General features: G+C 72.2%; 26 protein-coding genes. 20 read left to right on the top strand and 6 right to left on the bottom strand.

Features of this window, described 5'->3' with window-relative positions:
* Positions 1-124: 124 nt before the first annotated feature.
* Complete coding sequence (locus tag ACIQOE_RS16645) at positions 125-532, bottom strand: hypothetical protein (RefSeq protein ID WP_365563303.1); 408 nt, start codon at positions 530-532, stop codon at positions 125-127.
* 84 nt (positions 533-616) lie between these two features.
* A complete protein-coding gene (locus tag ACIQOE_RS16650; protein ID WP_351318724.1) occupies positions 617-1,828 on the bottom strand; it encodes a pyridoxal phosphate-dependent aminotransferase in 1,212 nt (403 codons plus the stop codon).
* 147 nt (positions 1,829-1,975) lie between these two features.
* Here ACIQOE_RS16650 and ACIQOE_RS16655 point away from each other — a divergent pair, with 147 nt between their 5' ends.
* Positions 1,976-2,656, top strand: coding sequence for a hypothetical protein (locus ACIQOE_RS16655; RefSeq protein WP_401412082.1), 681 nt, complete (start codon positions 1,976-1,978; stop codon positions 2,654-2,656).
* A 221-nt stretch (positions 2,657-2,877) separates the two neighbouring features.
* On the top strand, positions 2,878-3,729 hold the full coding sequence (locus tag ACIQOE_RS16660) for a serine protease (RefSeq protein WP_365563298.1): 852 nt from the start codon (positions 2,878-2,880) through the stop codon (positions 3,727-3,729).
* A gap of 16 nt (positions 3,730-3,745) precedes the next feature.
* Here the strand turns inward: ACIQOE_RS16660 and ACIQOE_RS16665 are convergent, their stop codons facing one another.
* Together ACIQOE_RS16665 and ACIQOE_RS16670 are read right to left on the bottom strand one after the other, a co-directional pair.
* Positions 3,746-5,353, bottom strand: a complete 1,608-nt coding sequence (locus tag ACIQOE_RS16665) for a D-aminoacylase (RefSeq protein WP_351318730.1) — start codon at positions 5,351-5,353, stop codon at positions 3,746-3,748.
* Between the two features lie 8 nt (positions 5,354-5,361).
* Positions 5,362-6,687 carry an alanine racemase gene (locus tag ACIQOE_RS16670; RefSeq protein WP_401412085.1) on the bottom strand — a complete coding sequence of 442 codons (1,326 nt, stop codon included), beginning with the start codon at positions 6,685-6,687 and terminating at the stop codon, positions 5,362-5,364.
* 182 nt (positions 6,688-6,869) lie between these two features.
* On the opposite strand from ACIQOE_RS16670, the gene ACIQOE_RS16675 reads away from it, so the two are divergent.
* The 5 genes from ACIQOE_RS16675 to ACIQOE_RS16695 all read left to right on the top strand — a co-directional run bounded on the left by ACIQOE_RS16675 (position 6,870) and on the right by ACIQOE_RS16695 (position 11,525).
* Positions 6,870-8,021: a sugar kinase gene (locus ACIQOE_RS16675; protein WP_401412536.1), complete on the top strand. Its 1,152-nt coding sequence runs from the start codon at positions 6,870-6,872 to the stop codon at positions 8,019-8,021.
* Positions 8,018-8,779, top strand: coding sequence for an IclR family transcriptional regulator (locus ACIQOE_RS16680; RefSeq protein ID WP_351318736.1), 762 nt, complete (start codon positions 8,018-8,020; stop codon positions 8,777-8,779). Before ACIQOE_RS16675 ends, ACIQOE_RS16680 begins: the two co-directional genes overlap by 4 nt.
* 12 nt (positions 8,780-8,791) lie before the next feature.
* Entirely contained in the window at positions 8,792-9,205 is a 414-nt protein-coding gene (locus ACIQOE_RS16685) for a RidA family protein (protein ID WP_351934484.1), read from the top strand.
* Between the two features lie 123 nt (positions 9,206-9,328).
* Positions 9,329-10,807 carry a gluconate:H+ symporter gene (locus tag ACIQOE_RS16690; protein WP_351318740.1) on the top strand — a complete coding sequence of 493 codons (1,479 nt, stop codon included), beginning with the start codon at positions 9,329-9,331 and terminating at the stop codon, positions 10,805-10,807.
* A gap of 64 nt (positions 10,808-10,871) precedes the next feature.
* The gene (locus tag ACIQOE_RS16695) at positions 10,872-11,525 is read left to right on the top strand and encodes a hypothetical protein (protein WP_401412089.1); all 654 of its coding nucleotides are present in this window, start codon (positions 10,872-10,874) and stop codon (positions 11,523-11,525) included.
* A 219-nt stretch (positions 11,526-11,744) separates the two neighbouring features.
* Here ACIQOE_RS16695 and ACIQOE_RS16700 read toward each other — a convergent pair whose 3' ends face one another.
* Positions 11,745-13,094 (bottom strand): M14 family metallopeptidase, encoded by a 1,350-nt coding sequence (locus ACIQOE_RS16700; RefSeq protein ID WP_399012323.1) that lies wholly within the window; start codon positions 13,092-13,094, stop codon positions 11,745-11,747.
* Between the two features lie 383 nt (positions 13,095-13,477).
* Here ACIQOE_RS16700 and ACIQOE_RS16705 point away from each other — a divergent pair, with 383 nt between their 5' ends.
* Entirely contained in the window at positions 13,478-14,398 is a 921-nt protein-coding gene (locus ACIQOE_RS16705) for an MEDS domain-containing protein (protein ID WP_365563281.1), read from the top strand.
* A gap of 129 nt (positions 14,399-14,527) precedes the next feature.
* Here the strand turns inward: ACIQOE_RS16705 and ACIQOE_RS16710 are convergent, their stop codons facing one another.
* Entirely contained in the window at positions 14,528-16,252 is a 1,725-nt protein-coding gene (locus tag ACIQOE_RS16710) for a glycoside hydrolase family 18 protein (protein ID WP_351318748.1), read from the bottom strand.
* A 202-nt stretch (positions 16,253-16,454) separates the two neighbouring features.
* On the opposite strand from ACIQOE_RS16710, the gene ACIQOE_RS16715 reads away from it, so the two are divergent.
* From ACIQOE_RS16715 to ACIQOE_RS16770, 12 genes are all read left to right on the top strand, one after another.
* A complete protein-coding gene (locus ACIQOE_RS16715; RefSeq protein WP_362643987.1) occupies positions 16,455-17,387 on the top strand; it encodes a hypothetical protein in 933 nt (310 codons plus the stop codon).
* Positions 17,388-17,448: 61 nt separating this feature from the next.
* Positions 17,449-18,153: a Flp pilus assembly protein CpaB gene (gene cpaB / locus ACIQOE_RS16720; RefSeq protein ID WP_351318750.1), complete on the top strand. Its 705-nt coding sequence runs from the start codon at positions 17,449-17,451 to the stop codon at positions 18,151-18,153.
* Positions 18,154-18,165: 12 nt separating this feature from the next.
* A complete protein-coding gene (locus tag ACIQOE_RS16725) occupies positions 18,166-19,428 on the top strand; it encodes an AAA family ATPase (protein WP_351318752.1) in 1,263 nt (420 codons plus the stop codon).
* A 230-nt stretch (positions 19,429-19,658) separates the two neighbouring features.
* Entirely contained in the window at positions 19,659-19,988 is a 330-nt protein-coding gene (locus ACIQOE_RS16730; RefSeq protein WP_351318754.1) for a pilus assembly protein, read from the top strand.
* Complete coding sequence (locus tag ACIQOE_RS16735; RefSeq protein ID WP_401412093.1) at positions 19,985-20,323, top strand: TadE/TadG family type IV pilus assembly protein; 339 nt, start codon at positions 19,985-19,987, stop codon at positions 20,321-20,323. Before ACIQOE_RS16730 ends, ACIQOE_RS16735 begins: the two co-directional genes overlap by 4 nt.
* An 18-nt stretch (positions 20,324-20,341) precedes the next feature.
* Complete coding sequence (locus ACIQOE_RS16740) at positions 20,342-21,679, top strand: CpaF family protein (RefSeq protein WP_401412095.1); 1,338 nt, start codon at positions 20,342-20,344, stop codon at positions 21,677-21,679.
* Between the two features lie 3 nt (positions 21,680-21,682).
* Positions 21,683-22,627 carry a type II secretion system F family protein gene (locus ACIQOE_RS16745; protein WP_351318760.1) on the top strand — a complete coding sequence of 315 codons (945 nt, stop codon included), beginning with the start codon at positions 21,683-21,685 and terminating at the stop codon, positions 22,625-22,627.
* A gap of 12 nt (positions 22,628-22,639) precedes the next feature.
* Positions 22,640-23,527 carry a DUF5936 domain-containing protein gene (locus tag ACIQOE_RS16750; RefSeq protein WP_401412097.1) on the top strand — a complete coding sequence of 296 codons (888 nt, stop codon included), beginning with the start codon at positions 22,640-22,642 and terminating at the stop codon, positions 23,525-23,527.
* A 21-nt stretch (positions 23,528-23,548) separates the two neighbouring features.
* Positions 23,549-24,757, top strand: a complete 1,209-nt coding sequence (locus tag ACIQOE_RS16755; protein WP_401412099.1) for a sensor histidine kinase — start codon at positions 23,549-23,551, stop codon at positions 24,755-24,757.
* Positions 24,758-24,780: 23 nt separating this feature from the next.
* Positions 24,781-25,536 carry a response regulator gene (locus ACIQOE_RS16760; protein ID WP_401412102.1) on the top strand — a complete coding sequence of 252 codons (756 nt, stop codon included), beginning with the start codon at positions 24,781-24,783 and terminating at the stop codon, positions 25,534-25,536.
* A gap of 102 nt (positions 25,537-25,638) precedes the next feature.
* Positions 25,639-25,824 carry a hypothetical protein gene (locus ACIQOE_RS16765; RefSeq protein ID WP_351318768.1) on the top strand — a complete coding sequence of 62 codons (186 nt, stop codon included), beginning with the start codon at positions 25,639-25,641 and terminating at the stop codon, positions 25,822-25,824.
* Complete coding sequence (locus ACIQOE_RS16770; RefSeq protein ID WP_365563267.1) at positions 25,824-26,471, top strand: pilus assembly protein TadG-related protein; 648 nt, start codon at positions 25,824-25,826, stop codon at positions 26,469-26,471. The genes ACIQOE_RS16765 and ACIQOE_RS16770 overlap by 1 nt, the downstream gene beginning before the upstream one ends.
* Positions 26,472-26,487 lie beyond the last annotated feature (16 nt).

Genomic DNA, 26,487 nt, shown 5'->3' on the forward strand with positions numbered 1-26,487 from the left:
GACGTCCCGGATTACCACGGCGGGACGGGAGCCGGCCGACGGCGCGGCGGGAGGTGTGGCAACCCGGTCCGCGCGGGGTTGGGGCGCGCGGACCGGGGCCGTCGGAAGGGGCGGGTCGCCCGGGTCAGGCGGTGACGGTGAGTCCGGTGGCCGCCGCGTGGGCGTCCATGCGCTCCGCCGCGAGGATCGCCGCCGCCGTGTCCGCCCGGGACGCGGCGACGACCAGCGCACGGCCGGCCAGCGCGTGGGCGCGTGCGTGCAGGGGTGCCGGCCGCCCGACCGTGGCCGGCGACGCGCGGACCGGCGTACGTCCGCCCCGCAGCCTGGCCACCTGCTCGGCCAGCCGGGTCGCGGCGGCGTCGAGGTCCGTGGACGGCGTGAGGCCGCGCAGTTCGTCCGTGACGGCGAGCAGCGCCGCGAGATGTCCGGCGAGCTGGATGTCCAGCTCCTCCTCGCGCGTCCGGTGGGGGAAGTCGGAAGGCGTACCGGCCATCGTGCTGTGCACCGACTTGGTGCGGATCGGTTCGTACATGGGAGATGGCCTCCTGTGCTGTCAGGAAGCCATCCTAGCTTAGATCTCGTCTAAAGTTGACCCTGTTCACCGTGCGTGGACCGGCTACGGCTGCCCGTAGCCGTCCAGGAACCGGCCGATCCGGGTGACCGCGTCCCGCAGGTCGCCGACCGACGGCAGGGTCACCACCCGGAAGTGATCCGGCTCCGGCCAGTTGAAGCCGGTGCCCTGGACGACCATGATCTTCTCCTGCCGGAGCAGGTCCAGGACCATCTGCCGGTCGTCCTTGATCTTGAAGACCTGGGGGTCCAGGCGCGGGAAGAGGTAGAGGGCGCCCTTGGGCCGGACGCAGGTCACGCCCGGGATCTGGGTGAGCAGCTCGTACGCGGTGTCCACCTGCTCCTTCAGGCGGCCGCCGGGGAGCACCAGGTCGTCGATCGTCTGGCGTCCGCTGAGCGCGGCCACGACGCCGTGCTGGCCGGGCATGTTCGCGCACAGCCGCATGTTCGCCAGGATCGTCAGACCCTCGATGTAGGAGTCGGCGTGCGCGCGCGGACCGGAGATGGCCATCCAGCCGACCCGGTAGCCGGCCACCCGGTAGGCCTTGGACATGCCGTTGAAGGTGAGCGTGAGCAGGTCCGGGGCGATCGCCGCGGTCGGGGTGTGCGTGGCACCGTCGTAGAGGATCTTGTCGTAGATCTCGTCCGAGCAGACCAGCAGGTTGTGGCGGCGGGCGATGTCGGTCAGCCCGCGCAGCATCGCCTCGTCGTACACCGCGCCGGTCGGGTTGTTCGGGTTGATGATGACGATCGCCTTGGTGCGGTCGGTGACCTTGCGCTCGACGTCGGCGAGGTCGGGCATCCAGTCCGACTGCTCGTCGCAGCGGTAGTGGACCGCGGTGCCGCCGGAGAGCGAGACGGCCGCCGTCCACAGGGGGTAGTCCGGTGCCGGTACGAGGACCTCGTCGCCGTCGTCCAGCAGGCCCTGCATCGCCATCACGATCAGCTCGGAGACGCCGTTGCCGATGTAGACGTGCTCGACGTCGGTCTCGATGCCGAGGGTCTGGTTGTGCATGACGACCGCGCGCCGGGCCGCCAGCAGGCCCTTGGCGTCCCCGTAGCCGTGCGCCGAGGAGACGTTGCGGAGGATGTCCTCCAGGATCTCCGGCGGGCAGTCGAAGCCGAAGGCGGCCGGGTTGCCGGTGTTGAGCTTGAGGATGCGGTGTCCCGCCGCCTCTAGCCGCATCGCCTCCTCGAGAACCGGGCCCCGGATCTCGTAACAGACGTTGGCGAGCTTGGTCGACTGGATCACCTGCATGCCGGTGAGCTTACGGTGCGGTAACGCTCGTTGCGTCGTGTTTTCCACCACGTGAGACACGGAGCGTCGCGCGCGGGGCGCCGACGGTTTGGCCTGTTATCGCCGGTAGCTGTCTCGTCGGCCCCTTCCCTCCTAGAATCCGCGTCCATGCCGAGACCTGCCGACGAAGCGACCGGACCCGCCAGCCTCTACCACTCCGAGGGCGGACCGGCCCCCGCGTACGAGGAGTTCGGGGATCCGGCGTCCGCGCACGGCTGGCTCAACGCCTACGACGAGACGCGCGAGCTGCCCCGGATCTCCGCCGGCGTTCCCGAGCAGCCGGGACCGGGCCGGGCGGAGCGGCGGCGGGCCGCCCGCGACACGCCGGGCCGGCGGTCGAAGCGGGTCGTGGTCGCCGTCGGCGCGCTGGGCGCCGCCTCCGTGGCGGCCCTGATCGCCGGTCTCGCCGTGCTGCCCGCCTCCTCGCCCGCTCCCGCCGCGTCGCCCGACGGCGCGCGGGACGGCCGCGGCGACGCGCGGCCCGCGGCGGACGGGACACCGGCCGGCACACCGGACGAGGCGGGTCCGAGCGGATCCTCGGCCACGCAGGCCACGGCACCGGCGGCTCCGGTCGTGGCCGCGTCGACGGCCGCCGGAACCACGGCGCCGGTCAGCGCCCCGCCGTCCGCCGACGCGCCCGCGCACACCAGCGCCCCGCCGTCGCCCGCACCCTCCCGCCCCGCCGTCGCCACGCCCTCGGTGACGCAGGCGCCCACGCCGTCCACCGGGGGCGGCTGGTCCTGGCGGCCGGGGCACGGGCACGGCGGGGGCGGCGGCCACCACCGCTGAGCGGCGGGCCGTTTTCCGGCCACGTCCCGTTCGCCGCGCGATCGGTGCGACGGGCCGACCAGAAGCGGTGATTCACCGTCATCCCGGTCGGAAGGCCCCGGCAGGTCCGGCCGGAAACTGCGTGTTGTCCCCTCATCCTCCTGTGCTGAAAATGTGCATGACAATAATGCGGGTGACCGGAAGATCTCCGGTCACCCTCGTCGTATAGAGGGGACCCCCACATGAACAAGCCTCTCGTCGCCGCGCTCGCCTCCCTGGCCATCACCGGGATGGGCGTGGCACCGGCGGTCGCCGCACCCGCGGCCAAGGCCGACGCGCCGCCGAAGGCGGCCGCCGCGGTGACCGTCACCTTCGCCGGCACCGTCTCGCTCAGCAACTGCTCCGGCTCCGTCATACGCTTCCCGAACTCCGCGGACAGCGACCCGGCGCTCGTGCTCACCAACGGCCACTGCCTGGAGACCGGGTTCCCCGACCCCGGCGAGGTCATCACCAACCAGTCCTCCAGCCGGACCTTCGGCCTGCTGAACTCCGCGGGCACCAAGGTCGCCACGCTCCGCGCCAACCGGGTCGTCTACTCGACGATGACCGACACGGACGTCACGATCTACCGCACCACCACGACGTACGCGGCGATCAAGAGCTCCTACGGCATCAGCCCGCTGACCGTCAGCAGCGCGCACCCCGTCGCCGGCACCGCCATCAAGGTCGTCTCCGGCTACTGGAAGACGATCTACAGCTGCAACATCGACGGGTTCGTGTACCGCCTGAAGGAGGGCGACTGGACCTGGAAGGACTCGGTCCGCTACACCTCCGCCTGCGACACGATCGGCGGCACCTCGGGTTCGCCGGTGGTCGACACCGCCACCGGGCAGGTCGTCGCCGTCAACAACACCGGCAACGAGGACGGGCAGCGCTGCACGGTCGACAACCCGTGCGAGGTGGACGCGAACGGGAACGTCACGGTCCGGCAGGGCATCAACTACGCGGAGGAGACGTACATCATCCCGGCGTGCTTCACGACGGGGAACGTGCTCAACCTGAACGCGAGCGGGTGCACGCTGCCGAAGCCGTGACGTTCCGCGAGGGCGGCTAGGGAGTCCGGCGGACGGCCCGTCCGGCCAGTACGTCCGTCCTGTGGCCGTCCTCCATCACGAAGCGGCCGTCGATCAGGACGTGCGGGATGCCCGTCGGGAGTCTGCGCGGGTTCTCGAACGTCGAGCCCGCCGCCACCGTCGCCGGGTCGAAGAGCACGAGGTCGGCCCGGTGGCCCTCGCGGACGAGTCCGCGGTCCGGCAGGCGCAGCCGGGCCGCGGGGCGCCCGGTGAGGTGGGCGACGCACTCCTCCAGGGTGAGGACTCCCAACTCCCGTACGTAGTGGCCGAGGTAGTGCGGGAAGGTGCCCCAGGCGCGCGGGTGGGGCTTGCTGCCCTGGAGGATGCCGTCCGAGCCGCCGGTGTGGACGCGGTGGCGCATGATCGCGCGGACGTTCTCCTCGTGGCCGACGTGCTGGAGGATGGAAGTGGCCAGCCGGTCCGCCAGCAGCAGGCGGCGGGCCGTGGCCCACGGAGGCTCGCCGCGCCGCCGCGCCGACTCCTCGACCGTACGGCCCACGAAGTCCGCCAGCGCCGGATCGGCCACGCCGGAGATCTCGATCGTGTCCCACTCGATGGGCACGCCGTGGCAGCCGTCCGAGCCGACCGACTCCAGGTGGTGGCGGATCCGCTCGGCCGTCCCGTCGTCCGCGAGCCGGTCCAGGACCGCGTCGGGGCCGCCCTCGTTCGCCCAGCTCGGCAGCATCGCCGCCAGGGTCGTGCTGCCCGGGGTGTAGGGGTAGGTGTCCAGCGTGATGTCGGCGCCGTCCGCGAGGGCCCGGTCCAGCAGCGCGAGCAGCTCGGGCGCCCGGCCCCGGTTCACGCCGAAGTTCATCGTGGCGTGCGCCAGGTGCAGGGAGCAGCCCGCCTCCCGGGTCAGCGCCACCATCTCCCGGTACGCCTCCAGGGCGCCCGCCCCGTAGGAGCGGTGGTGCGGGCAGTAGTAGCCGCCGTAGGACGCCACCACCCGGCACAGCTCGGCCAGTTCGGTGTCCGGGGCGTACATGCCGGGCGTGTAGGTGAGACCGGAGGACATGCCGACCGCGCCCTGTTCCATGCCCTCGGCCACCAGCCGGCGCATCCGCTCCAGCTCGGCCGGGGTCGCGGCGCGGTCCTCCCAGCCGACGGCCAGCGCGCGGACCGTGCCCTGGGGGATCAGATAGGCCGCGTTGACGGCGATGCCCCGGTCCAGCCGGTCCAGGTACTCGCCGACCGAGCGCCAGTCGAAGTCGACGTCGTCGCCGTGGCCGTTCCAGCCGGTGATGGCCCGGCGCACCTCGGCGAGGGTGCGGTCGTCGACGGGGGCGTACGACAGCCCGTCCTGGCCCAGCACCTCCAGGGTGACCCCCTGTGCGGCCTTGGCGCTGTGGTCGGGGTCGCGCAGCAGCGCCAGGTCGCTGTGGGCGTGCATGTCGATGAAGCCGGGGGAGAGGACCAGGCCCTCGGCGTCCAGCTCGCGCACCGCGCGCGGGCGCTGGCAGCCCGCCGCCGCGGCCTCCTTGACGACGGCGGTGATCCGGCCGTCGTCGACGACCACGTCCGCACGGTAGGAGGGCGCGCCGCTGCCGTCGACGACGTCGGCGTCCCGGATGACCAGATCCTCCACGACCCCTCCTAGAAGAACGTGCGGACGTAGTCGACGACCGTACCGTCCGCCTCGGCGACCGGGATCAGCTGCCACTTGTCGAACGACGTGCACGGGTGCGAGAGACCCAGGCCCACCCAGTCGCCGACCTGGAGGTCGGCCTCGGGGGTGGTGGCGAGCCAGGCGTGCTGGTCGGACAGGCCGGTGACCGTCACCCCGGTCGCCGGGCGCTCGGTGCCGTCCCGGCGGATCGCCCGCGCGGAGGGGAGGTCCAGGTCGTAGGCCGCGTCCCGCTTGCCCGCGTTGGCGAAGGCCTGCTCCGCCGAGGGCCGGGAGACGATCTGCGCCCACAGCCGGAAGGCCGGCTCCAGCGCGCCCTCCTCGGGGACGCGGTTGAACGGGGTGACCTCGCGGTAGCGGCCCTCGTCGTGCGAGACGTAGGCGCCGGACCGCAGCAGCTTCAGCACCGGCAGGGAGAGCGCGGGGATGCCGGCGAAGACGTCGGCGACCGCGTCGAACCAGGCGCTGCCGCCCGCGCTGACCACGATCTCGTCGGTGCCGGCGAAGTACCCGGCCGCGTCGAGGTCCACGGCGAGCCCGACGAGCCGGCGCAGGTAGGCGTGCACCCGCTCGGGGTCGGCCTGCGGGACCTCGCCCTCGTACCCGGCGACGCCCACCAGCCGCAGCGTCTCCGCGGCGGCCACCGCGTCCGCGACCGCCACGCACTCCGCCTCGCCGCGCACGCCGGTCCTGGCGCCCTCGCCTGCGGCCAGCTCCACGACGACGTCGACGGGCCGGGAGCCGGTCCCCTTCAGCGCCGCGTCCATCAGCTCCGCGCCGCGCACGGAGTCGACGTAGCAGACGAAGCGGAACTCCGCGTCGCGCTCCAGCTCGGCGGCGATCCAGCGCAGCGCCGGGGCGTCCACCAGCTCGTTCGCGAGGAAGATCCGGCGGGTGCCGAAGGCGCGGGCCACCCGTACCTGGTGCGGGACGGCGAGCGTGATGCCCCACGCGCCGTGCTCGATCTGGCGCCGGAAGAGCTGCGGTGCCATGGAGGTCTTGCCGTGCGGGGCGAAGACCAGGCCGTGCCGTGCGGTGTACGTCTCCATCAGCGCGAGATTGTGCTCCAGGCGCTCGGCGGAGAGGGCCAGCACGGGCGTGGCGAAGCCGTCCGTGAAGAGGTTGCGGCGCTGGGCGGTCAGCTCGCCGACCGTCAGGCCGTCGGCGTCCGGCGGGAGGCCCTTGAAGCGGTGGTCGACGCGTTCCTCGGCGAGTCGGGCGAGCGCGTCGGTGCCGGTGTCGAAGGACACGGAAGCCTCCCTGATCCAGTCGGTTGCATTCTCTGCAACGTCCATTGCGTATATCGCTTACCGCTGTCTAACATCCACGCCAACGCCGGGTCAATGGAGCCCGCAGCGACCCGATACGACGAGGAGCCACGACCATCGTGAAGGCCACGGATCCCGTTGACGCCGCGGACGCTGCTGACGCCGCTGACGTCGTGGCCGGCGTGGACGTCGTCGCGCTCGGCGAGTCCATGGTCACGTTCCTGCCCACCCGGCCGGGACGCCTCGCCGACGTGCCGTCCTTCGACCGGGCGATCGGCGGCGCGGAGTCCAACGTGGCGTGCGCGCTGGCCGCCGCCGGCCACGCCGTGCGGTGGGTCAGCAGGGCCGGCACGGACGGGTTCGGCGACCACCTCGTCGAGACGGTGGCCTCCTACGGCGTCGACGTCCGGCACGTGGAACGGGATCCGGCGCGGCCGACGGGGGTCTACTTCCGTACCGCCGGGGACCGGGCGACGGACGCGCACGAGGTCGCCTACTACCGGGCCGGGTCGGCCGCGTCCGCGATGTCGGCACGCACGGTGGACCTGGCGGCCGTACGGGCGGGGCGGGTGCTGCACCTGTCCGGGATCACGGCCGCGCTGTCCGGCGGCTGCCTGGACCTGCTGCGGGAGCTGACGGCTCCCGCGGCGGACCGGCCGGTGCTGTCCTTCGACGTCAACTACCGGCGCGGACTGTGGGGTTCGGGCGAGGGACCGGAGGTCCTGCTGGAACTGGCGCGCCGCGCCGACATCGTGTTCGTCGGAGAGGACGAGGCCGAGGAGGCCTGGGGGGTGACGGGCGGCCCCGGGGCGGTCCGCGCGCTGCTGCCGGAACCGCGGGTGCTGGTCGTCAAGCAAGGGGCCGCGGGAGCGGTGGCGTTCGTCTCCGGCGAGGGCGAGGGCGAGGGCGCGGGCGAAGGCGTAGGCGAGGGTGAAGGTGCGGGAGCGGTGTCGTGGGCGCCGGTCGCGGCCGGCGGCGCGGCCGCGGACCGCCACGCACCCGCGCGCGTGCCGACACCGGTGCGTGAGATCCCGGCCGCCTCCGCCTCCGCGTCCGCGTCCGCGGGGACCTTCGAACCCGCCCCCGTCGTCGACGTCGTCGCCCCCGTCGGTGCCGGGGACGCCTTCGCCGCCGGGTTCCTCTCCGGGATCCTGCGCGGCCTGCCGCTGCGGCGGACGCTGCGGCTCGGCCACCTCTTCGCCGCCGCCGCCCTGACCGCCTCCGCCGACCTCGCCCCGCCGCCCGCCCGCGACACCGCCGACCGGCTGACCGTCCTGGACACCGGCCGGTGGGAGAGACTTCGACTCGGCCCCGGCTGGACCGAAGCCGACCCGGCCGAAGAGGAGGTACGCACCCCATGAGCCAGACCGTCGACCGCGCGCTCAGCATCCTGCCGCTGCTCGCCGAGGGGCCCGCCGACCTCGGCCGGGTCGCCGAGCGCCTCGGCGTCCACAAGTCGACCGCGCTGCGGCTGCTGCGCACCCTCCACGAACACGGGCTCGTCTACCGCCAGTCCGACCAGCGCTACCGCCTGGGCGCCCGGCTCTTCGCGCTCGCCCAGGAGGCCATGGAGAACCTCGACATCCGCGAGATCGCCCACCCCCACCTGGCCCGGCTCAACGAGGCCTGCGGGCACACCGTGCACCTCGCGGTGTTCGAGGAGGGCGAGGTCCTGTACATCGACAAGGTCGAGAGCCGCTACCCGGTGCGCATGTACTCCCGGATCGGCAAACCGGTGGCCATCACCGTGGCCGCCGTCGCCAAGCTGCTCCTGGCCGACCTGCCCGAGCCCGAGCGGCGGGCCCTCGCCGACAAGCTCGACTACCCCATGTACACGGCCCGTTCGACACCGAACGCGGAGGCCTTCCGCAAGGAGCTGGCCAAGGTGCGCGAACAGGGCTGGGCCACCGACCTCGGTGGCCACGAGGAGTCCATCAACTGCGTCGCGGCCCCCATCCGCGGCGCCGACGGCCGGGTCGTCGCCGCGATGTCGGTCTCCGCGCCCAACGTCGTCGTCACCGCCGACGAACTCCTCACCCTGCTCCCGCAGGTGCGCCGTACCGCGGACGCGATCAGCGGCGAGTACTCCGGCAGAACCCCGATCAAGGAAGCCCCCTAAGGAAACCCCCTGATGACCGAGAAGACCGCCCTCACCCCCTCGACCCACACCACCCCGCCCGCCAAGTTCTCCCACGGCGTGCGCAAGGGCAACATCCTCCAGGTCGCCGGCCAGGTCGGCTTCCTGCCCGCCGAGGAGGGCAAGCCCCCGACCCCGGCGGGCCCGACGCTGCGCGAGCAGACCCTCCAGACCCTCGCCAACGTCAAGGCGATCCTGGAGGAGGGCGGCGCCTCCTGGGACGACGTCATGATGATCCGCGTCTACCTGACGGACGTCGACCACTTCGCCGAGATGAACGGCATCTACAACACCTACTTCGAGGAGCAGGGCCTCACCGCCCCGCCCGCCGCCCGCACGACCGTCTACGTCGGGCTGCCCGCGGGCCTCCTCATCGAGATCGACGCCCTCGCCGTCCTCGACGCCTGATCCCCGGCGCGATCTCCGCGCCGCCCGCACACCGCACACCGGTCACGGTACGGCGCCCGCCCCGGGCGCCGTACCGCGATCCCCCCTGCCCGAAAGCACGATGTTCCTACGAAGAGGACCCCCATGCCGTCCCTGCCTCTCGCCGCTCCCGCACCCGCCGCGCCACCCCACACCGGAGGCCTGCTCCTCCTCCTCGACGGCACCGCCGGTCTCCTCACCGTCGCCGCCATCGGCATCGCCCTGCTGCTCTTCCTCATCATCAAGGCGCGGCTGCAGCCCTTCGTCGCCCTGCTCGCCGTCTCCATAGCCGTCGGCCTGCTGGCCGGTCTCTCGGTCACCGAACTCTTCGGCACCGTCCAGCGCTCGGACGCCGTCTCCACCATCGAGTCCGGCATGGGCGGCATCCTCGGCCACGTCGCGATCATCATCGGTCTTGGCACCATGCTCGGCGCGATCCTCGAAGTCAGCGGCGGGGCCGAGGTGCTGGCCGGACGGCTCCTCGGCTTCTTCGGGGAGAAGCGGGCGCCGCTCGCCATGGGCCTGACCGGACTCATCTTCGGCATCCCGGTCTTCTTCGACGTCGGCATCTTCGTGCTGGCCCCGCTCGTCTACGCGGCCGCCAAGCGCGGCGGCAGGTCGATCCTGCTGTACTGCCTCCCGCTGCTCGCCGGTCTGTCCATGACCCACGCCTTCCTGCCTCCGCACCCCGGGCCGGTGGCGGCCGCCGCCCTGCTCCACGTCGACCTCGGCTGGGTCATCCTCATGGGCGTCGTCTGCGGCGTCCCCGCGGTGCTGGCCGCCTGGGCGTACTCGGCCTGGATCGGCCGCCGGATCTTCGTCGCCGTACCGCAGGACATGGTCGAGGCGGCCGACGAGGCCAGGCAGGCCGTGCTGGCCGAGCAGCGGGCGTCCGGCGTCGAGCCGCAGGAGAAGCCCGTCGCGCTCGGCACGGTCCTCGCCATCATCGGCACGCCCCTGGTCCTGATCCTCGCCGCGACCTTCTCCTCCATCGCGCTCGACCCCTCCACCGGCCGCTCGGTGATCGAGTTCTTCGGTACGCCGATGGTCGCCCTCACCATCGCGCTGGTGCTCGCCTACTACCTGCTGGGCATCCGGCGCGGCTGGTCCCGCAAGTCCCTGGAGACGGTGTCCACCGCGTCCCTCAAGCCGGTCGGCAACATCCTGCTGGTGGTCGGCGCCGGCGGGATCTTCGGCGCCGTGCTGAAGGCGAGCGGGGTCGCCCAGGCCCTGTCCGACACCTTCCACGGCGTGGGCCTGCCGGTGATCGTGCTCTCGTACCTGATCTCCGTGGTGCTGCGGGTCGCGCAGGGCTCGGCGACGGTGGCGATCGTGACCACGGCCGGCATCGTCGCCCCGCTGCTGAGCGAGGGCCACCACTCCCAGGCCTTCGTCGCCCTGGTCATCATGGCCGTCTCGGCGGGCTCCATCTTCGCCTCGCACGTCAACGACGGCGGCTTCTGGATGGTCGCCAAGTACTTCGGCATCAGCGAGCGCGACACGCTGAAGACCTGGACCGTGCTGGAGACGGTCCTCTCGGTGGCCGGGTTCGCGGTCGCGGCGGTGCTCAGCCTGTTCGTGTAGGCGTCTGATAACGAAGTCGGGGCTGGCTGTGTCCGGCACAGGTTCTTGGACCATACTGCCCGCTGTGGAGCAGCGCATAGGAGCCAACAGCCAGCCCCTGGAAGGCGCCGGATTCGACCCGGCCTTCATCCCCGGGCTCACCTCGCCCGTGTCCGCCGGCCCGGCGGACGCCGAGGCGGAGGCCGCCGGGGCGGAGAAGGCCGAGGACGTGCAGGACACGGCCGAACCGGCGTCCGCGGCCGGGGACGTGACCGGTGACCGGGCCGCGAAGGACGGCGCCACGGCGGACGAGGACGACGAGGAGGAGGCCGCCGGCGGTCCCCGCTTCGAGGCCTCCGACCGGCGCGCCCGGATAGTGGCCGACCGCCAGGGCGTACGCCTCGCCCTCGACGAGGAGAACTGCGAGTTCCGCTGGGACGAGATCGGCGCGATCGAGACCGAGGCACCGCGCTTCGGGAAGCGGTTCACGATCACCGTCCACACGCCGGAGCGCCGCTGGTACCCCATCGAGATCGAGGCGACGTCCCGGTCCCGCTTCAAGGAGTGGGAGGACGACCTGGACGCCGTCCTGGACGCGTACTTCGAGGACGGCGAGGAAGCGGCGGACGCCCCGGAGCCGGAGGAGAAGACGGAAGCCGACGCCGAGACCGAGGCCGACACCGAGACCGGTGCCGGGGCCGGAGACCGGGTCGAGGACGAGGTCCGCGACGAGAAGTAGTCCGGCACGGGCGGGCGGCCCCGGCCTCTGTTCCGTGGCCGCCTAGGGCGTGTTGCGAAAGTCCCGCCTGCCGCGCGACGCCATGCACGCACTCTCGCCGCACCGGGCGAAAGCCCAAGTACATCCAGTACGAGGACTTCCGCCCGGCACGCCGAGAGCACGCACCTGACGCCGCGCGGCCCGCCCTCCGGGCGAACGACGGGACTTTCGCAACACGCCCTAGCCGCAGTACTGGGCCTCCTTGCCGATCGACCGGTACATGCAGTCCGCGTTCTCCAGCAACTGGAACACCGCGTCCCGGTTCCTGGAGGTCTCCCGTTCGATCACCTCGTCGGGCGGATAGAACCCGCCCGACGAACTGGACGTCGGGTACATCTCGAACGTGAAGTCGAAGATCTTCTGGGTGCCCCAGAGATAGTCGTCGATCGATCCGTCCGTGATGTACAGGTCGCTGGACTGCTCCGGCGTGTAGCCGTTGCTGGCCGCCATCTTGCGCCCCACGGCCTTGAAGGCGGCCGCGTCGTCCGCGGTCATCCCGGTCGCGGTGTCGGCCGTCGTGTACCCGTAGGGCCACAGCACCAGTTCGCTGTACGTGTGGAAGTCGATCCCGGCCTTGATCTGCTGCTTGCCGCCGACGACCCGGCCGCGCACGAAGTCGGCGACGACCTTCACCTCGGGCGCCGACTCGGCGGCCGCGCCCCGGTAGGTCTCCGCGGAGGTGCTGCCCGAGGACCCGCCGCAGCAGCCCCACTTGTGGTTCCAGTTCCGGTTCAGGTCCGTACCGACGTACGAGGAGCCGGAGTTGGGCTGCCGGTTCTTGCGCCACGACCGGTAGGAGCCGGTGGCGATGTCGTACTCGCCGCCGTCCGGGTTGAGGTCCGGCACGATCCAGATCTCCCGGCTGTCGACGATGTTCCGCACCCGGGAGTCGGTGGCGTACCCCGCGCCCAGTTCGCGCAGCAGGTACAGCGCCATCTCCACCGTGAGGTGCTCGCGCGCGTGCTGGTGGAAGGTGAGGAGGACCTCGGGCTCGTTCTCGTCCGTCGCCACGTTGTCGCTGACCTTGACGGCGACGATGTCCCGGCCCTGGTACGACCTGCCGATCACCCGTTTGCTCATGATGGCGGGGTAGGCGGCGATGCGCTGGTCGATCTCGGCGTTCGCCTCCGCGTAGTTGTGGTACTTCGCGTCGGCCGTCGGGAAGTCGAACAGGCGCAGTCCGTCGGCGGCGGTGGACCGGTCGGGGGCCGCGCCGAGCGGGGTGACCTCGTAGCCGAGGCGCTTCAGTGCGGCGATCTGCGAGGCCCGTCCGGAGACGACCACCGTCTCCTCGTCGGCCTCGTCCACGGTGACGCCGGTCCGCTGGATGGCCGCGCGGGTCACGGGGGTGGTGCTCCGGTGGATCTCGTACTGCCGGACGTCGTCGGCGGAGGACGGCGCCGGGCGCGCGCCGTCCGCGGCCGCGTGGCCGCCCGCCGCCGAGACGGGGGCCGCGAGGGCGAGGGCCAGCAGGGCGCCGAGTACGGCGGTCCGGCCGCGGCTGCCGGAGCCGCGCATGCGAAGTCGCATGAAGTCTCCTGGGGGAGGTGGGGGTGGTTCAGTGCGACGTATCTGTGCAGTTGTCGTGCGGACGCTGTGCGGGTGCCGCTCATCGTCCAAGGAATGACATGAACAGGTCAAGATGGTAAAACCGGCCGTGGGACCGGCCGCGCCGAAAAGCCGCGCAGTTTACGCCTTTACCCCTGACCGCAGGAGACCCCCACCGAAGTGCACCCGCCCGCGTGACACCGGGGTGCGCGTCACCCGTCCGGCGGGAGACCGTGGACACACGGACGGACGCACGGCCGGGACGGGGTCGGCCGGTCGCGGGCGGACCGGCGCGCCGCCGGGGCCGGGCCGTGGCACCCGGCTCGCCGCCGGGTGTCGCCCGGCGCTGACGCACAGGAGACCCGATGAGCACCAGCACGAGCGCGCGCACCGGCGCGCCCCAGGGGCGCTTCGACCACCGGATGGCCGTGTACGGCTCGCACGACGCGTTCGTCGCGGCCGCGCTGCCCTTCCTCGCCGAGGGCCTCGCCGCGCCCGGTGAGCCCCCGCCGGTCGCGATCGCCGCCCCCGGGCTGCTGGCCGCCCTGCGGGACGCGCTCGGCCCCGACGCGAAGGAGGTCGGGTTCGTCGACCACACCGACTGGTACACCGGGACCGCCGCCAACGCCGTGGCCCAGGGCGCCGGATTCCTCGCCGCGCACGCCGGGCCCGGCGGCCGCATCCACCTCGTCATGGAGCCCGACTGGGCGGGCCGGGCCGGGCGTTCGGCGCGCGAGAGCGCCGAGTGGATCCGCTACGAGTCGCTCGCCAACCTGCTGTTCGCGCCGTTCGCCACCACCGTCCTGTGCGCGTACGACACCCGGACGGCGGGAGCGGCCGTCGTGGACGCGGCCCGCCGCGCCCACCCGGGCAGCGGCGTGTACGAACAGCCGCCGGTGCTGGTGCGCGAGCTGGACGCCGTACCGCTGGCGCCGCCGCCGCGGACGGTCGTCCGGCTGGCGGCCGCGGAGTCGGTGGGCGCCTGGTCGCGGGAGCAGGGGCTGGCGGCCGCGGACGCGGAGCTGTTCGCGCGGGCCGTCGCGGCGGCCGCCGCCGCCCACGGGCCGGTCGTCGACTTCGTCGCCTGGGGCGAGGCGCCCGCCTGCGTCTGCGAGCTGCGGCTGTGCCGGGCGGTCGCGGACCCGCTCGCCGGGTTCGTGCCGCCGGCGGACGGCGAGCCCGAGCCCGGGCACGGACTGTGGTTCACCCGGCAGGTGTGCGCGTACGTCGACGTGCGGGACGGCGCGGCCGGGGACGGGGCGAGGATCAGGATCCAGTACGGGTGAACGGGGCGTGCCGTGCGGGCCGCGGCGATGGGGGGCGTCGCGGCCCGCACGCGGGGACGGGAGCGGCGTGGTGGGATCCCGTCCCCGGCGGGGCCGCGCATCGGTGCGGCCCCGCGCCTGTCGGAGGAGTTACGGCAGTGCGTGGACGTGCGCTCCGACCGAGTTGGACCAGGCGTTGCCCGAGGACGCGTCCCAGTTCGTCGACCAGGTCATCGCGCCGCGCAGGTCGGGATAGGCCTTCGACGGCTTGAACGAACCGCAGTTGGTGAGCTTGGTCAGGCAGTCCAGGGCGTTGTTGACCACCGTCGGCGAGACGTAGCCGCCGCCCGCCGCGCTGGTCGACGCCGGCAGGCCCAGACCCACCTGGGAGGGGCTGAGCCCGCCCTGGAGCTGGATGCAGGCCAGCGCGGTGAGGAAGTCCACCGAGCCCTGGCTGTACACCTTGCCGTCGCAGCCCAGCATGGAACCGCTGTTGTAGTACTGCATGTTGACGACCGTGAGGATGTCCTTGACGTTCAGGGCCGTCTGGAAGTACCCGTTGGACGTCGACTGCATGTCGATCGTCTGCGGGGCCATCGTGATGATCAGCGACGAGCCGGCCTTGGACGACAGCGAGCGCAGCGCCTGCGACATGTAGGTCGCGTTGATGCCGTTCTCCAGGTCGATGTCGACGCCGTCGAAGCCGTACGTCTGCATCAGCGAGTAGACCGAGTTGGCGAAGTTCGTCGCGGAGGACGAGTCGCTCACCGAGATGGTGCCGTTCTGGCCGCCGATCGAGATGACGACCTTCTTGCCGGCCGCCTGCTTGGCCTTGATGTCGGCCTTGAACTGGTCGACCGAGTACCCGCCGAGCCCGGCCGAGTCGAGGCTGAAGCTGACCGCGCCCGGCGTGCCGGTCGCGTCCGCGAAGGCGACGGCGATGATGTCGTAGGAGGAGGGCACGTCGGAGATCTTCTGGACGGTCGCGCCGTTGTTGAAGTTCTGCCAGTAGCCCGTCACCGCGTGCTTGGGCAGCGTGCCGCCGCCGTTGCCGCCGGAGGCCGTCGTGGTCGCCGTCACCGCCGACGACTTGCCGGACTCACCCGCCGAGTTGGTCGCCGTGACCTGGAAGGAGTACGACGTCGAGGCGGCCAGGCCGGTGACCGTGGCCGAGGCGCCGGTGACCGCGGTGACCTTGGTGCCGTTGCGGTAGACGTTGTAACCGGTCGCGCCCGACACCGCGTTCCACGACAGCGACGCGGAGGACGAGGTGGTGCCGGAGACGGCGAGGCCGGCCGGGGTCGCGGGGACGGTCGGGGCCGGGTCGGAACCGCCGCCGCCGTCGGGGCCGAAGACCGAGAAGTCGTCGGCGTAGTAGGCGGCCTGGCCGTACCAGCCGTGCGTCCAGACCGTCACCGAGGTGGTCGAGGCGCCCGTGGTGAAGGTCGTCGACAGCTGCGTCCAGGCCGTGTTCGGGGTCCAGGTCGACACGTCCGTGGTGCCGGTGCCGGTGACGCCGAGGTAGGTGTAGGAACCCTGGACCCACGCGCTCAGCGTGTAGGTGGAGTTGGCCTTCACCGCCACCGTCTGGCTGCACTGGGCGTAGTCCTGCCCGGCCGGGGTCGCCTTCAGGGCGGCGGCGCCGGAGTGGACGGGGGAGGAGACGGTGGTGCCGCTGGCCCCGGAGCAGGTCCAGTTGGCGAGGGCCGACTCGAAGCCGGCGTTCTTCACGTTGTTGACGTCGGCCGCGGCGGCCGGGGAGGAGGCCAGGCCTGCCATCGCGAGTGCCGTGGCGAGCGCGGCCACGGCAGACCAGGTTCGGATACCTCGCTGTCCGGCATGCCGGGACACGAGTCGGGGGATGAGTCTGGGCATGACAATCAAGGTGGTCCAGACCAATTCACGTGTCAATAGGTCCAGACCAAATTCCCTCGCGCCGCTGACCGGATCAGACCCCGGACATATGCTCAACCTGTCCCGATTTGGCGCACCTTGTATGGTCACGGATCCCAGACAGCTGGACAAACGCTGTTCTCCGGCCACAGAGGCGTGGTTACAGTGCTGAGGTAGTCACGCAATGAAGTCGTCCCGGCTCATTGGAGTAACACCGGTGGGCCGCCGGGGTGTGAAGAGCGGGGAGCTGCGCGTGCCAACTGCCATTGCCGTGACCAGCGCCGACATGGCGCTGCCGGTGCAGGACGAGCGGACCGTGCCCGCGGTCGTGCTCCGGGACCTGGACCGGCGCCCCCTCGACCAGACCCTCGCCGAGGTCACGGCCCTCCTCGAACAGCACGGACACATGATCGTCGTCTGCTCCGCCGCCGTGCCCGACGCCGTCACGCGGCGCCTGCACACCCTGCGCGGCCTGCTGGAGAGCGACCGGATCGCCCTGTTCCGGCCCGACCTGCCGCCCCTCGGCATCGCCGTACTGGCCCGCCAGCTGCGGCAGTTGGCCTCCTGCGACCTCAGCCCCGGCGTCCTCGCCTCGGCCGGCCGGCTGCTCACCCACTACATCCACTCCGGCGCCGTCCTCGGCTCGGTCGCCAAGCTGGACCGGGTCCCGGTCACCCTCAAGGCGCACGCCAAGTCCTGGATGCCCGGCACCCAGTTCGCGGTCGTCGCCCATCCCGTCCCGCAACTGGTCCGGGTCGGCCCGGACACGACCCTGACCGGACCCGAGTTCAGCACCTGGATGCTGGTCGCCCGCGGCCAGCTGCAGTCCGAGTGGATCGGCGATCTCGCCAAGTCCTGGGGCTCGTACGGGCTGCGTGAGACGCCGCTGCCGGCCGAGTCCTCCCTCTGGTGGGGCACCGGCCGGATGATCGAGTTCACCAGCTACCTCGCCGACCTGTCGGTCCTCTACCAACTGGTCACCTCGGTACGGCAGACCAGCTGCCACTGGTGCGGCATCGACGTCATCGGCGACCGCTGCGTCTTCTGCTCCGCCACCCCGCCCGACTACGACCCGCCCGCGCACCGCGCGCTGGAACACCGGACGGCGCCCGCCTGACCCGTACCACCCACCGATCGGTTCCCCACTTCCCCGCTTCCCCGATGAGGTCGCACGGTCCATGAACTCCCGTCAGCGCCGCGGCGTGATACTCCTGATCCTGTCGGTGATCTGCGCGCTCGGCGCGTTCGCCGGCGTGCTCTCGGTCATCGACAACGCGAAGTCCGAGGTCGGCCCCAAGGTCACCGCGTACAAGGTCCGGTCGGACGTCAAGCCGTACACGACACTGAGCGCCGACCAGTTCCAGAAGGTCGAGATGCCCGAGCGGTGGCTGTCCGCCAACGCCGTCACCAGCCTCGGCGCGATCCAGGGCAAGATCGCGGTCACCACCCTGAAGAAGGGCTCCCTGCTCCAGTCCGACATGATCGTGGACCAGCCCGCCCTGAAGGCCGGCGAGCAGGAGGTCGCGATCATGATCGACGCGGCCACCGGAGTGGCCGGCAAGATCACCCCCGGCTCGCTGGTCAACGTCTACGCCACCTTCCAGGGCAAGCAGCAGAGCGACCCCGACCAGTCGAAGATCGTCGTGACCAACGCCCGGGTCCTGGACGTCGGCGCCCAGCTCAGCTACGTCGACCCGGACAACCGCAACCAGCAGCCCAGCGACGCCGTCCCCATCACCTTCGCGCTGTCCACGCTCGACGCCCAGCGCCTCACCTACGCGGAGTCCTTCGCCCAGCGGGTCCGGCTCGCCCTGGTCGCGCCCGGCACGACCACCACGGTGCCGGACAAGGACCGCACCTACGAACTCGCGACGGACAAGTGAGAGGCGCCTCGCATGCCCATCAGGATCCTCCCCGCCGTCGGTGACGCGGACGCCGTCCGCTCCCTCATGTCCCTGCTCAGCCAGCTCCCGGACTGCGAACCGCTGCCGCCCGTCGTCGACTCCACCCAACTCGTCGACACCCTGGCCCGGTTCGCCGCCGAGTCCGTCGACGAACTCCCCGAGGTCGTCGTCGTCCACGAACGCATCGGCCCGGTCCCGGCGCTGGAACTGATCCGCGAGGTCGCCCTGCGCTTCCCGGCGGTCGGCGTCGTCCTCGTCACCACCGACACCAGCCCCGGCCTGTTCGCCGCCGCGATGGACTCCGGCGCCCGCGGCCTGGTCGGGCTCCCCATGAGCTACGAGGAACTGGCCGGCCGCGTCCAGGCGGTCGCCCAGTGGTCCACCGGCGTACGGCGCCATCTCGGCCACGGCGCCGACGCGTTCGCCGGCGTCGGCGGGACCGTCGTCACCGTCAGCGGAGCCAAGGGCGGCACCGGCGCGACCCTGGTGGCGATCCAGGTCGCCCTCGCCGCGCAGGCCTCCGGCCACTCCACCGCCCTGGTCGACCTCGACCTCCAGACCGGGGACGTCGCCTCCTACCTGGACGTCCAGTTCCGCCGCTCGGTCGCCGACCTGGCCGCCGTGGGCGACATCTCGCCCCGGGTGATGGCCGAGGCCGTCTTCCGGCACGACTCCGGGCTCGCCCTGCTCCTCGCGCCCGCCGAGGGCGAGCGCGGTGAGGAGGTCACCGACCGGGCCGCCCGCCAGATCCTCAGCGCCCTGCGCTCCCGCTACGAGATCGTGGTCGTCGACTGCGGAGCCCAGCTCGGCGGCGCGGGCGCGGCGGCCGTGGAGACCGCCGACCTGGCCCTCCTGGTCACCACGCCCGACGTGGTCGCCGTACGCGCCGCCAAGCGGACGGTGCGGATGTGGGACCGGCTGCAGATCCGCAAGGCCGAGGAGACGACGGTGGTGGTCAACCGGCACACCAGGGGGACCGAGATCCAGCCGCCGCTGATCCAGCGGATCACCGGCACCGCGCTGGCCGGGACGGCGATCCCCGCCAACTTCAAGGAACTCCAGGGCGCGGTCGACGCGGGGCGCATGCACGAACTGGACGCCCGGAGCACGGTGAAGCAGGCGCTGTGGGCCCTGGCGGGCGAGCTGGGCCTGGTCCGCACGGCGGAGGGCACGGTGCCGCGCCGGACCGCGGCCCGGGCCCGCGGCGGGGAGCGGGCGGCGGTCGGATTCCGGCGACGGAAGGAGCTGCCGTGAGGATGCGCGGGGCGGGCCGTGGGACGGGTGCGGGTGTGTGGGGGCCGAGCGCGCAGTTCCCCGCGCCCCTTGGGCGCGCTTCAGCGGGGTGCGTCCTTGCCAGGCCCCGCGGGGAAGCGCCCAGAAGGGGCGCGGGGAACTGCGCGACCCGCCCCCACCGGCCCGCACCCGGCCCACGACCCACCGGCTCCCCCCGCGACCGCGGCCAGGTCTCCATAGAGCTCCTCGGCATGACCCCGATCATCATCCTCACCCTGGTGCTCATGTGGCAGGCCGTCCTCGTCGGCTACGCCTTCACGCTCGCCGGGAACGCCGCCGACGAGGGCGTGCGGGCCGGCACGGCGGTCCCGCCGGGACAACGGTTCGCCGCCTGTCAGCGCGCCGCCCTGGAGGACCTCTCCGGCTCCTGGCGCCAGGGCGCCGAGGTGAGACAGTGCGGCGGCACCGGCATGGTGACCGCGGACGTCTACCTGCGCGTCCCGGTCCTCTTCCCCGGCTCGATCGACTTCCCCGTCACGGTGCACGGCCACGCCGGCACCGTGGAGGAGGTGAAGCAGTGACGCACCGCGGACGGCACGACAGGGGCCAAGTGGCCGTCGAGTACCTCGGGTTCATCCCCGTCCTGCTCATCGTCGGCCTGGCCGGCATCCAGCTCGGCGCCGTCGCCTACGCCGCCGAACAGGCCGGAACGGCGGCCCGCGCCGGCGCCAGAGCCGCCTCGCTGCGGCAGGACGTCGGCGCCGCCTGCTCCGCCGCGGCCGGCCTCGGCGTGAGCTGCGCGACCTCCGGCGGCGGCGACACCGTCACCGTCACCGCCACCGTCCACATCCCGAAGATCCTCTGGGCGGACCTCGGCAACGCCACCAAGTCCGCCACGATGCCCGTCGACCACTGAACGAGGAGCACGGCAACCATGAGCCTGCGGGCACGGATCAACTCCCCCGAGGAGCACGGCAGCCGGGGTGAGGACGGCCATCTGGTCTCCTCCTACCGGGCCAAGCTCCTGGAGGAGATCGACCTCGCGGAGATGAGCGCGCTGGCCGCCGCCGAGCGCCGGGCCCGCCTGGAACGCGTCCTCGGGCACATCATCAGCCGCGAGGGCCCGGTGCTGTCGACCGCCGAACGCTCCCAGCTGATCCGCCGGGTCGTCGACGAGGCCCTCGGCCTCGGCATCCTGGAGCCGCTCCTCGAAGACGCGTCGATCACCGAGATCATGGTCAACGGCGCCGACGCGATCTTCGTCGAGCGCGGCGGCCGGGTGGAGCAGCTGCCGCTGCGGTTCGCCTCCGCGGACCAGCTGATGCAGACCATCGAGCGGATCGTCTCCACCGTCAACCGCCGCGTGGACGAGTCCAATCCGATGGTGGACGCCCGCCTGCCCTCCGGCGAACGCGTCAACGTGATCATCCCGCCGCTCTCCCTGACCGGCCCCGTCCTCACCATCCGCCGCTTCCCGCGCTCCTTCACCCTCCAGGAGCTGATCGGCTTCGGCTCGCTGGACGAGCACATGGTGTACCTGCTGGCCGGCCTGGTGCAGGCGAAGTTCAACATCATCGTCTCCGGCGCCACCGGCACCGGGAAGACCACCCTGCTCAACGCCCTCTCCGGGCTGATCCCGGCCCACGAACGCATCATCACCATCGAGGACTCCGCCGAACTCCAGCTCCAGCAGTCGCACGTGGTCCGGCTGGAGTCCCGCCCGGCGAACGTCGAGGGCAAGGGCCAGGTCACCATCCGCGACCTGGTCCGCAACTCGCTGCGGATGCGCCCCGACCGGATCGTGGTCGGCGAGGTCCGCGGCGGCGAGTCCCTGGACATGCTCCAGGCCATGTCCACCGGCCACGACGGCTCGCTCGCCACCGTCCACGCCAACAGCGCCGAGGACGCCCTGACCCGGCTCCAGACGCTGGCCTCCATGTCGGACGTCGAGGTCCCCTTCATCGCCCTGCACGACCAGATCAACAGCGCGGTCGAGGTCATCGTCCAGCTGACCCGGTTCGCGGACGGCGCCCGCCGGATCACCGAGATCGCCGTACTGGACAGCCACGGCAGCGAGCCCTACCGGCTGGCGACGACGGCCCGCTTCGAGGCCCGGCCCATGACCCACGACGGCCATGTGCACGGCGCCTTCCGGTACTTCCCGCTCCCGCGCCGCACCGCCGACCGCCTCTACATGGCGGGCCAGCCGATCCCGCAGGCCTTCGGCGTGGCCCAGCACGTCGAGCAGCTCACCACCCGAGAAGCGAGGTAGGCCATGACCCTCCACGACCTCGTCGTCCTCACCACCGGCGTCACCCTGCTGACCTGCCTGCTGGCCGTGGTGGGCCTGCACACCTGGGCCTCCGGCCGGGCCCAGCGCGCCGCCCTGGTGGACCGGCTCTCCTACACCGGCCAGGCCCCGCCCGCCGGCCGCCGGCGCCGCTTCCGCACCCTGGACCGGCGGCTGCGCGGCACGGGGCTCGGCAGGCGGCTGGAACTCCGGCTCGCGGCGACCGGCCTGGACGTGACGCCCGGCGAGTTCTTCGTCTACATGCTCGCCGTCGTGGTGGCCCTCTGGCTCGTCGGCCAGGCCGCCCTGGCCCCCTTCTTCGGCCCGATCGCCGGCCTCCTCGGAGTCTTCGCCGCCGTGCAGTTCCTCAACTGGCAGCGCCAGAAGCGCATCGAGCGCTTCATCGCCCAACTCCCTGAACTCGCCCGCATCCTGGCCAACGCCACCCAGGCCGGTCTCGCCCTGCGCACCGCGATCGGCATGGCGGCGGAGGAGCTGGAGGCCCCGGCCGGCCAGGAACTCGGCAAGGTCGCCGACCAGTTGGCGATCGGCCACTCCATGGAGGACGCGCTCGGCGAACTCGCCGAACGGCTGCCCTCCCGCGAACTGGTCGTCCTGGTCACCACCCTCGTGCTCTCCAACCGGGCGGGCGGCCAGGTCGTCTCCGCCCTGCGCAACCTCACCGAGACCCTGGAGGAGCGCAAGGAGACCCGGCGCGAGATCCGCACCCAGCTCTCCCAGGTGACGATGACGTCGTACGCCGTGCCCGCGCTCGGCATCGGCGCGCTGTTCCTGATGAACGGGGTCAAGGGCGACACGCTGGACCGCATGACCGGCACCGCCCTCGGACAGGCCGCGGTCCTGGTCGCGTTCGGCCTGTACATCGTGGGCTTCGTCCTCATCCGCCGTCTCAGCCGCATCGACGTATAGGGGCCCGCGACCATGGCACTGCTTCTGGCCCTCCTGATGGCCCTCGGCGTCTGGGGCGTCTTCGCCGGCGTCCGGATGTACCGCGCGGACGCGAAACTCCCCTCAGACCTCGCGATAGCCCTGGAGGTCGGCGCCACCCGCACCGGCGCCGCCAACTCCCTCATCGACCGGATGGGCATGCGCTACGCCCCGGCCGTGCTGCGGCTGATGGGCCCGCGCACGGTCGCCAAGTACCGCCGCAGGATCGACCTCGCGGGCAACCCCGGCGGCCTGACCATCGACCGGTACGCGGCCCGCCGCGCGGTCTACGGCGCGCTGGGCGCCGTCGGCTTCCTGGTCTTCCTCCTGCGCGGCCAGTGGCTGGTGGCCGTCCTGCTCCTGCTCTTCGGCGCGTTCTGGACGGAGGTCGGCATCTGGTCGGCGATGCGGATCCGCAAGGACGTCATCGAACGCACCCTGCCCGACTTCCTCGACGTCCTCGCGGTGGTGGTGAGCGCCGGCCTCGGCTTCCGGCAGGCCCTGGACCGGGTCTCCTCGCACTACGAGGGCCCCTGGGCGGACGAACTGCGCATCACCCTGCGCCAGCTGGACCTCGGCATGAGCCGCCGCCAGGCCTTCGCCGAACTCCGCCGCCGCAACGACTCCGAACAGGTGGCGAGGTTCGTCACGGCGCTGCAGCAGGGCGAGGAACTGGGCGCGCCGATCGTCGAGACCCTGGTCGCCCTGGCCAAGGACATGCGCCGCACGGACGCCCAGAACGCCCGCCGCAAGGCGGCCCGCGCGGTGCCGAGGGCCACGCTGATGATCACCACGTTCATGGTCCCGGCCACCATGCTGCTGCTGGCCGCCGGCCTGCTGCTGGGCTCCGGGGTCGACTTCGGGTCGGTCACGGGGAAGTAGCCGGGGGAGGGGGTGAGGGCGATGACCGTACGGGAGGACGACGGCAAGGTCGAGATCCGGGCGCTGCGCGCGATGGGCCGCCAGGTCTTCGGCTTCCGCCTCGCGATGATCGCCGTGGCCGCCCCCGCCGCCCTCCTCAACGCCACCCCCGGCCTCGGCACCCGCCTGGTCGGCTCGGCGGTGGTCGTCACCTTCATGGCCTCCTACGTCCTCTTCCGTGACTGGCAGCGCTTCGGCCCGCTGCTCCTGCGCCACCCCGGCCTGCTGGCCGTCGACACCCTCTTCGGCTCCTTCCTCCTGGTGTCCGCCGGCCCCGACACGACCCTCGCCTACGTCAGCGTCTGCACCCCGCTGCTGGCCGGCCTCCTCTACAGCTGGCGCGGGGCGGCGGTCTTCGCCTCGCTGCAGTCCGTGATCCTCCTGGTCGTGGAGGAGACGCTGGAGCGCCACACCGGCGTGGCGGACTACCTCCTGCTGCCCGGCCTGTGCGTGATCACCGGCGCGATGGGCTCCGCCCTGCGCACCCTGATGCTCCGATTCGGCACCGCCTCCGAGGCCCTCACCGAGACCCGCGCCCGGCTGGCCGCCGCGGAGGCGGTGAGCGCCGAACGCGCCCGCCTGGCCCGCGAGATGCACGACTCGGTGACCAAGACCCTCTACGGCGTCGCACTGATCGCCGACGGTCTCGCGGAGTCGGCCGCCGCGTCCCCGGACCGCCTGGACCCGGCGCTGATCCGGCAGCAGGCGGAGCGCGTCGCGGACGCGGCCCGCGAGGCGGCCAAGGAGTCCCGGGGCCTGCTGGCGGACCTGCGGACCGCGACGGACGCCGGCACGTCCGACGTACTGACGGAACTCCGTTCCCTGGCGGACGACTTCACCACCCGTACGGCGCTCCCCGCCGTCTACGAGGGTCCCGCCGGCCCCTTCGCCCTCGCCCCCGCCGCCCGCCGCCAGGTGCTGGGCATCACGGCGGAGGCTCTGGAGAACGCCTACCGCCACGCACGGGCGACGAAGGTCGGCGTGCGGGCCCAGACCACACCCACCCACCTGGTGGTCACCGTCCGGGACGACGGCCGGGGTCTGCCCCCGGGCACGAGCCTCGAAGACCTCAGCCGCGGCGGCCACTTCGGCCTGCTCGGCATGACGGAACGCGCCGCGGCGATCGGCGCGCGGCTGCGGCTGACCACCGACGGGGGCACCGAGGTCCGACTGGAGGTACCGCTGACATGACGAAGCAGGGAGGAGGCCCCCCGATGCCGCACCACCCCTTCGCGGAGCGCGAGGAGCCGCCGCCCCCGCCCCTGCGCGTCCTGGTGGCCGACGACAACCCGGTGATCCGCGCGGGTCTGACGGCGGTCCTCGGCGCGCAGGAGGACCTCACGGTGGTGGCGGAGGCCGAGGACGGCCGCGCGGCCTGGGAGGCGGCCCTGCGCGTCCGTCCCGACGTGGTCCTGCTCGACGTCCGCATGCCCGGCGTCGACGGCATGTCCGCGCTGCCGCACCTGGTGCGGCTGGCCCCGGTCATGATGCTGACGTACAGCGACGAGACGGAGATCGTGCAGGAGGCGGTGCGCCTGGGCGCGGCCGGCTACCTGGTCCACGGCGAATTCACGACAGCACAGCTCGCGCAGGCGGTACGGGACGTGGGCGGCGGCCGTCCGCACTTCACACCGACCGCGACGAACGCGTTGCTGGCCCATATCAGAGAGCCTGCAACTGCACACGCAAAGTCCGAACTTCCAGCCCTCCCAACACATTTTCTCCCCAAAGGCCTTTCGCGACTGCAATCTCCTGTGGGACAGTCATCGAAGTCCCGGTTTCAACTGAGCAGCAGGGAGGCGGAGATCATGGACCTCATCGCGTCCGGCATGACCAACCAGCAGATCGCCGCCGTCTGCTTCATCAGCGAGAAGACGGTCAAGAACCACATCAACCGCATCTTCGCCAAGCTCCACACCACCACCCGCGCCCGGGCGACGGCCAAGTGGCTGGGGGTGGCGGGAGAATGAACAGGGTGAACTGGGTCCGGATTTGGGTCCTGGGACCCTCCACGGACGGGTATGTTCCGCCGTACGGTGCGAGGATCGGAACCGAACCCGGAGGGGAGCACCATGAGCGACCGGATGCTGAGGATGCTTGTCGCGCTGCAGCGCCGCGCCGACGACCGGGGGCAGACCGCGGTCGAGTACCTGGGGATCATCGCGGTGGTGGTGGCGATCGTGCTGGCGGTCACGGGTACCAGCATCGGCCAGACGATCCTCACCAAGATCACCGCGCAGATCAACAAGATCGTGTGATGCGTCCGCGCCGTTACGGCGACTCAGGGCAGGCCTTCCCGATCTACATCACGGTAGTGGGAGGCCTGCTCTTTCTCGCGTTCGCCTACTTCGCGGTCGGCCAGGCGGCGGTGAACCGGAACAGCGCCCAGACCGCCGCCGACTCGGCGGCCCTCGCGGCGGCCATCGACGCCCGCAGGCAACTCACCGACCAGTGGCTGCTGGACGTGCTCGACCCGACCAAGTGGCAGGACGTCTTCGAGGGCAACGCCCCGGTCTCCGGCTCGTGCCTGCGTGCCGACCAACTCCTGTCACAGAACGACGCCACCGCTTTGGCCTGCAACGCGGTAGGCCCGCTGCGCTACGAGGTCGGGGCACGGACCAACAGGCCCGTGGGGGACTCCGTCGTACCCGGCACCGAGAACATGAAGGCGCAGGCGCGGGCCACGGCCGTGATCGAGCCGCTCTGCACGTTCGTCGCCCCGGCACCGTCTCCGACCCCCTCACCGGACCCCTCGCCGGACCCCTCCGCCAGCCCCTCCCCGGGCGACGACGGGCCGCTGCCCGAACTCACCTGCCGGGGCCGCGGCGTCTGGGACCTGGATCCGCGCCACCTCACGGATCTCCCCAAGCCCGAAGACCTCTTCGACGTCCATCTGGCCGACTGACAAGCGAATCGACGAG

Source organism: Streptomyces sp. NPDC091282, from assembly GCF_044757385.1.
In the GTDB taxonomy this organism is placed as follows: Bacteria; Actinomycetota; Actinomycetes; order Streptomycetales; family Streptomycetaceae; genus Streptomyces; species Streptomyces gramineus.